At 72.2% G+C, this 5916-nt stretch carries 7 protein-coding genes; 3 read left to right on the top strand and 4 right to left on the bottom strand.

Features of this window, described 5'->3' with window-relative positions; genetic code table 11:
• The first annotated feature begins 271 nt into the window (after positions 1–271).
• Together MQV74_RS01235 and MQV74_RS01240 are read left to right on the top strand one after the other, a co-directional pair.
• Positions 272–1258 (top strand): helix-turn-helix domain-containing protein, encoded by a 987-nt coding sequence (locus MQV74_RS01235; RefSeq protein WP_242714123.1) that lies wholly within the window; start codon positions 272–274, stop codon positions 1256–1258.
• A 196-nt stretch (positions 1259–1454) separates the two neighbouring features.
• Positions 1455–1901, top strand: coding sequence for a hypothetical protein (locus MQV74_RS01240; RefSeq protein WP_242714124.1), 447 nt, complete (start codon positions 1455–1457; stop codon positions 1899–1901).
• Between the two features lie 56 nt (positions 1902–1957).
• Here MQV74_RS01240 and MQV74_RS01245 read toward each other — a convergent pair whose 3' ends face one another.
• Complete coding sequence (locus MQV74_RS01245; protein WP_242714125.1) at positions 1958–2599, bottom strand: HD domain-containing protein; 642 nt, start codon at positions 2597–2599, stop codon at positions 1958–1960.
• 102 nt (positions 2600–2701) lie between these two features.
• Here MQV74_RS01245 and MQV74_RS01250 point away from each other — a divergent pair, with 102 nt between their 5' ends.
• Positions 2702–3670, top strand: coding sequence for a GlxA family transcriptional regulator (locus MQV74_RS01250; protein ID WP_242714126.1), 969 nt, complete (start codon positions 2702–2704; stop codon positions 3668–3670).
• Here the strand turns inward: MQV74_RS01250 and MQV74_RS01255 are convergent.
• The 3 genes from MQV74_RS01255 to MQV74_RS01265 form a co-directional block, all read right to left on the bottom strand.
• Complete coding sequence (locus MQV74_RS01255) at positions 3660–3986, bottom strand: YkvA family protein (protein ID WP_242714127.1); 327 nt, start codon at positions 3984–3986, stop codon at positions 3660–3662. The genes MQV74_RS01250 and MQV74_RS01255 overlap by 11 nt on opposite strands.
• 73 nt (positions 3987–4059) lie before the next feature.
• Complete coding sequence (locus MQV74_RS01260; RefSeq protein ID WP_242714128.1) at positions 4060–4560, bottom strand: hypothetical protein; 501 nt, start codon at positions 4558–4560, stop codon at positions 4060–4062.
• 77 nt (positions 4561–4637) lie between these two features.
• Positions 4638–5879: an MFS transporter gene (locus MQV74_RS01265; RefSeq protein ID WP_242714129.1), complete on the bottom strand. Its 1242-nt coding sequence runs from the start codon at positions 5877–5879 to the stop codon at positions 4638–4640.
• Between the last annotated feature and the right edge of the window lie 37 nt (positions 5880–5916).

Here is a 5916-nt window from a genome sequence, read left to right on the forward strand (position 1 = left end):
GAGCCCCCCGTCGTGTCCGACTCACCTTCCAACGACCATGACCGCACCCGCCGCGGACCTGGACGACTCCGCTGGAGCGTCAGGCCGCACGGCCCCAACTCGCCGGTCCGGCCATCGTCTTGGCCACCCTAACAATCCGACCGCGGCAGACCGCCGTTTCCCCGGACCTTGGCGGCCACCGATCGGCCGGGCGGTCGCTTGCCGGTCGGCCCTGTGCTGGTGAGGCTGGTAGGAGACCAGTCGTCACCAGTAGCCCACGGGGGTCGATTCGATGAGTGTCACCGTGCTGCACAGTGCCGTCGTAGAGCCGGAGCACCGCTTCGAGTGGTGGCGCGATCTGATCAGCCAGGACGTCGCGCCCACCCGGATCACCACCGACCACGCCGAGGACTTCCCGGCGACCGCGGGCATGGCACAACTCGGTGCCGTGCGACTCACCGTCATGTCGTTCCCCGCCATCAGGTCGGAGCGCACCCCCGCGCTCATCCGGTACTCCGACCCCGAGGACTACCAGCTCACGCTGATCCGGGGTACGGAGATGTGGATCACCCAGGACCGCAACGAGGCCAGGATGGCGGCCGGTGACCTGGTGCTGTGGAGCACCTCGCTGCCGTTCGACGGGAGGGGCCTCGCGGGTTCGCACGACGGCATCTCCAAGGCCATCATCCTGCACCTGCCTCGGACCGGGCTGCCCCTTCCCACGGCCAAGGTGGACCGGCTCCTCGCGAACGCCGTGCCCGGACGCACCGGCATGGCGGGGATCCTCGCCCGCCACCTCCTCAGCGTCGCGGAGGACGCGGCTCAGCTGGAGGAGTCCGCCGCGGCCCGGGTGGGCATCGCGACCTGGGAACTCGCCACCGCGTTCCTCGGGGACTGGGCCGACGCCCGCGACCGGGTGCCGCCCGAGTCCGGCGACCGGATGCGGCTCGCCCGCATCGACGCCTTCATCGACGCCAACCTCTGCGACCCGCGCCTGACCCCGGCGGCGATCGCCGCGCACCACCACCTGTCCGTACGCACCCTGCACTGGCTGTTCCGCCACCGCGAGGAGACGGTGGCGGCCACCATCCGGCACCGTCGCCTGGCCCGGTGCCGCGCCGACCTCGTGGCCGACCGCTACGCGGCCGTGCCCATCCACACCGTCGCGGCACGGTGGGGCTTCACCAGCGCGGCGGCCTTCAGCCGCGTCTTCAGGAGGGAGTACGGGATCACTCCCCGGGAGTTCCGCACGACGGCGGGCGGTGCGGGCGAGGAGTGAACGACCGGCGCGTCAGGCCGGTCCCGGCCCCGGCCCGGCGGTGAGAGCAGCGAGGTGCTTCAGGCGCTGGCGACGGGTGTGAGTAGGGTGATCGTTGGTACTGCCGTGACGGTGGCCAGCACATTTGGCTGGACCGGCAGCACCGGCTCGTAGGGAAGACGACGGCGTGAGGACGCCGCCACCAAGGGGGATGTGGATGCGCAAGATCACGGCTGCGATGGCACTGGGCCTGTCCGTCGTGCTGCTGTCAGGCTGCGGCAAGAGCGACTCGAAGTCCGATGACACCAAGGATGCGGGACAGCAGAGCAGCGGGAGGACACAGCCGTTGAAGGACAAGGAGAAGGACGGCAAGGGAGCGGCACCCGAGGCCACCGGCATCGACGGGACGTGGAAGCCCATCAACAAGAGCCCGATCGCCACGATGACGATCAGCGGCAACAAGGTCACCACCACGGGCAAACTCGCCTGCCCCGGCACCCTCAAGCCCGGCAAGAAGAAGTCGGCCATCGCCCTGGACTGCACGTCGAAGGACCCGGAGCGCTCGCGCGGCACCCTGGAACTCGCCAAGGACGGCACCCACATCTACATCGAGTGGGACGGCGCCGCCTGGGGCGGCATGATCGACTCGCTGCGCCGGGCCTGAACCCGGGGGTTCGCGCCGGCTCCTGGCCGCGGGCGGCCCGCCGCCCCGGAGGCCGCTTACTCGGGCCAGTCGGACTGCTTGATGACCTCGACGAAGTCGCCGCGCCGGAAGCCGGGGACGTAGTGGGCGAGTACGTCGGCCTTGACGTTGCCGAAGGTGGTCTCCGGGCGGTCCTTGATGCCTTCGGTGAACGCGGCCAGGATCCGGTTCTTGAAGTCCGGGCGGGGGTGGGCCGCCACCACGGCCGTGCGCTGCTCGTCGGTGAGCGTGTGGTGGCCGATGCCCAGGACGTCCAGTTCCACACCGCGGGTGACCAGGGCGACTTCGGGGGCCATGTGCAGCGGGATCTCCGGTGTGGTGTGCAGGGCGATCGCCGTCCAGACGCGGTCGGCCGCCTCGGCGGCGATGCCGTGGGCGGTCAGGAACCGGCGGGCCTCGTCGGCGCCGTCGATCTCGAAGCGCTGGTCGGTGCGGCGGAAGCGCTCGGTCAGCCCGAGGTCGTGGAACATCGCCCCCACGTAGAGGAGTTCCGGGTCGAAGGCCAGACCCTGCTCCCGGCCGCGCAGCGCCCCGAACAGGAACACGCGCCGGGAGTGGTCGAACAGCAGCGGCGAGGCGGCCTCGCGGACCAGCTCCGTCGCCTCGCGTGCCAGGGCGCTGTCCGGGATCCGCACACCCGCGATCTCTTGCCTCGTCATGACTGCCTCTCCTGATGTCCGGGTCGGTGATCTCCTCCAGATTCGCTGGATGCCCTACTCTGGCGCCATGTCCTCCGTGCCACGTGAACCACAGATTCAGACATGACCCTCCGCGTGGGCTTCGTCGTGTTCGACGGTGTGACCCTGCTCGACGTCAGCGGTCCTCTGGAGGTCCTGCACCAGGCGTCCCGGCTCGGGCACGCCTACGAGCCGGTGCTGATCTCCCCGCACGGCGGCGACGTCACGGCGGCCTCCGGGCCGACGCTGGCCGCCACCACCCCGGCGGCCGACTCCGGGCCCCTCGACACCGTCGTGGTCGCCGGAGCCGACCGCCTCGCCGAACCGGGCCCCGAGGACGAACTCCTCGCCGCCGTAGGCACGCTCGCCGCCCGGACGGCACGGATCGCCTCCGTGTGCAGCGGCGCCTTCGTCCTGGCCGCCCTCGGCCTGCTCGACGGGCGCCGGGCCACCACCCACTGGCGCCACGCGACCACCCTCGCCCGCCGCCACCCCCGCGTGCGCGTCGAACCGGACGCCCTGCACGTGACGGACGGCCCGTACGTCACCTCCGCGGGGATCAGCGCGGGCATCGACCTGGCCCTCGCCCTCGTGGAGGACGACCACGGGGCGGACGCGGCCCGGGAGATCGCCCGTGAGCTGGTGGTGTTCATGCAGCGCCCGGGCGGGCAGTCGCAGTTCTCCACCGCGCTGGCGACCCCGCCCGCGCGCAGCGAGACGCTGCGCTCGCTGACCGCCTCCGTGCTGGCCGACCCGGCCGCCGAGCACAGCCTGCCCGCCATGGCCGCGTCCGCCGCCGTCAGCACGCGGCACCTGGCCCGGCTGTTCCAGAGCGAACTGCGCACCACGCCCGCCCGCTGGGTCGAACGCGTCCGTCTCGACCGCGCCCAGCAGCTGCTCCTCGACGGGCACAGCATCACCTCGGCGGCACGCCACAGCGGCCTCGGCAGTGACGAGACGCTCCGCCGCGCCTTCGCCCGTCACCTGGGCACCACACCGACCGAGTACCGCAGACGCTTCACGAGCGCGCACCGCCCTGGCGTTACCGACTGACGTCCGCGCGGCCGCGGTCGTCAGGGGCCGCGGGACCCTCGCGGCGCCGCGCCACCGTGTTCAGGGAACGCAGGGCCAGCAGCAGGACGCCGATGTCGTCCAGGTAGACGGGGTCCGGGAGCAGGTCCACCGGGGAGATCACGTAGAGCACAGCGCCCCAGAAGGCCGCCTTGTGCTCCATCGGAACGCCCGCTTCGCGCAACCGGCGCCGGGTGCGCAGGAGCCGCACGAACAGCACGAGTGCGACAGCTGCCGCCGCCACGAGCACGACCGCAACGAGCACGAGCAGGGCCATGGGCCAGTGGTGAGCACTCATGGGTCGCCTCCGCCTGTCCGGCCCGGCCGCCTGTGGCGCGGGCCGCGTGTCGCACGACGGGTACCCCGACGGCTCACGACCCACGCGAGGGGGCGGGCAGATGGCGGCGCAGCCACGGAGCCGTGGCGAGGACGAACAGGCCGAAGGCGAGCAGCAGGACGACGTCGGCCGTGCCCGCGCCGAGGGTGCTGTGCCGCACCCCGTACACCGCGTACAGGTTGGACGCCAGGTCGGCGAGCATCGTCAGACAGGTGAGGTACAGGCCGTCTCGACGGGCCTTGAGGAGCAGGACGCCGGAGAGGGAGTCGAGGACGATCAGCGAGTTCCAGAAGGCGTTGAGCCACATCGGCGCCCAGTCGCGGGAGCGGAAGCCCCACAGGACGAGCCCGACGACGTGCACGCACGCGCCGTACAGCATGACGGCGCCGATGACGACGGCCACGGCGCGGGGTGCGGGAGGCAGGGCACGCAGCCCTCGGGGCGGGCGCGGCGGACTGGAGGGATACAGCGCGCGGCGGCGCGCCGGGGAGCTGTCCCCGGCGCGCCGCCGCGCCTCGTCGCTTCGCTGGCCCACCTGCGGTGGCTCCTCCTCCTGTCGCTGCCCGACGGCCGGTCGCCGTCGGACAGACACGTGTCGTCCCTGCTCCCCCGTCACACGGGGTCGGCCTCGCGGACCGGCTCGCGCGCGGTGTCGGCGGCGGGTGTGGCCGGGGCCGTCCACCGCTGCTCCGGACGCGTGAAGAGGTATCCGGCCGCCGTGAGGACGACCGCCGCCATCACCACGAGCATCACCTTGAAGTCCACCACAGCGATGAGAGCGGCGCCGCAGGCCATGGCCAGCATCTGCGGCAGGGTCATCATGAGGCTGAATCCGGAGTAGACCCGGCCGACGAGTTCGGGCGCGGTGTGGCGCAGGCCGACCGTGGTCAGACCGACCACGATCCACGGCATGCTCGCGCCGCACAGGACCATCCCGGCGCCGACCGCGGCGACCGCCGGAACGGTCTGCAGCAGCGCCCCGGCGGAGAAGGCCACCATGCCGAGGGCGACCAGCCTGCCCTCGCCGACGCGCCGCCCGATGCGGGCCGCCGTGAGCCCGGCCGCGATGGCTCCGGCGCCCTGCCCGGCGAGCAGCACGCCCAGGAAGGACGGGGCCCGTCCGAGGCCGTCGTCGACCACGGCGAGTCCGACCGTCTCGGCCAGGCCCATGGCGACCATCGTCAGCGCGGACGCGATGGTGAGCTGGCGCAGGACGACCGTCCGCGCCAGGTGCCGCACGCCCTCGGTGATCTCCCGCAGCCAGCTCTCACCGCTGCGCTCCGGCTCGCTCTCGCGGTGGCGGACCGCCGTCAGGAAGGCGACGGCGGCCAGCATCAGCGCGATGTTGACTCCCACCACGGCGTGCGCGCCGAGTGCCGCGTACAGGCCCGCGCCGGCGAGCGGGGAGATCAGACGCAGGCCCTGCTTGACCGTCTGCGCCAGCGCGTTGGCGTCGGCGAGCTGGTCCTCGGGCACGAGCACCCGCAGGAAAGCGGCCTGCGCCGGGTCCACGAAGCTGTACGAGAGGCCGTAGAGCAGCATCACCACGTAGATGAGCCAGACCTGCCCGCTGTCCTGGACCAGGAGCAGCGACGCCACCACGGCGGCCGTACCGAGGTACAGGCCCATGAGGAGCGGGCGTCTGCGGTGCCGGTCGGCGGTCATGCCGCCGACCGGTGCGCAGAGCGTCCCCACGATCACCAGGAAGAAGGTGAACGCGGCGGCGGAGTTGCTGCCGGTCAGCTCCTTGACCCAGATGCCCGCCACGAGCCAGAGCATCGTGTCGCCGAGGATCGCGCAGAGCTGTCCCAGGATGAACCACCGGACAGTTCGGTCGGCCAGCAGCCTTCCCATGCGTTGTGCTTCCCTTCTTCGTGGTGGGGGCTCGTGC

The organism is Streptomyces sp. AN091965 (assembly GCF_022698285.1).
Lineage (GTDB): Bacteria > Actinomycetota > Actinomycetes > Streptomycetales > Streptomycetaceae > Streptomyces.

What these genes read in the sequence shown, in the direction of transcription:
- MQV74_RS01245 (WP_242714125.1), bottom strand. Translation starts at nt 2,599, where the DNA reads ATGACGAGGCAAGAGATCGCGGGTGTGCGGATCCCGGACAGCGCCCTG.
- MQV74_RS01250 (WP_242714126.1), top strand. Translation starts at nt 2,702, where the DNA reads ATGACCCTCCGCGTGGGCTTCGTCGTGTTCGACGGTGTGACCCTGCTC.
- MQV74_RS01240 (WP_242714124.1), top strand. Translation starts at nt 1,455, where the DNA reads ATGCGCAAGATCACGGCTGCGATGGCACTGGGCCTGTCCGTCGTGCTG.
- MQV74_RS01255 (WP_242714127.1), bottom strand. Translation starts at nt 3,986, where the DNA reads ATGAGTGCTCACCACTGGCCCATGGCCCTGCTCGTGCTCGTTGCGGTC.
- MQV74_RS01235 (WP_242714123.1), top strand. Translation starts at nt 272, where the DNA reads ATGAGTGTCACCGTGCTGCACAGTGCCGTCGTAGAGCCGGAGCACCGC.
- MQV74_RS01265 (WP_242714129.1), bottom strand. Translation starts at nt 5,879, where the DNA reads ATGGGAAGGCTGCTGGCCGACCGAACTGTCCGGTGGTTCATCCTGGGA.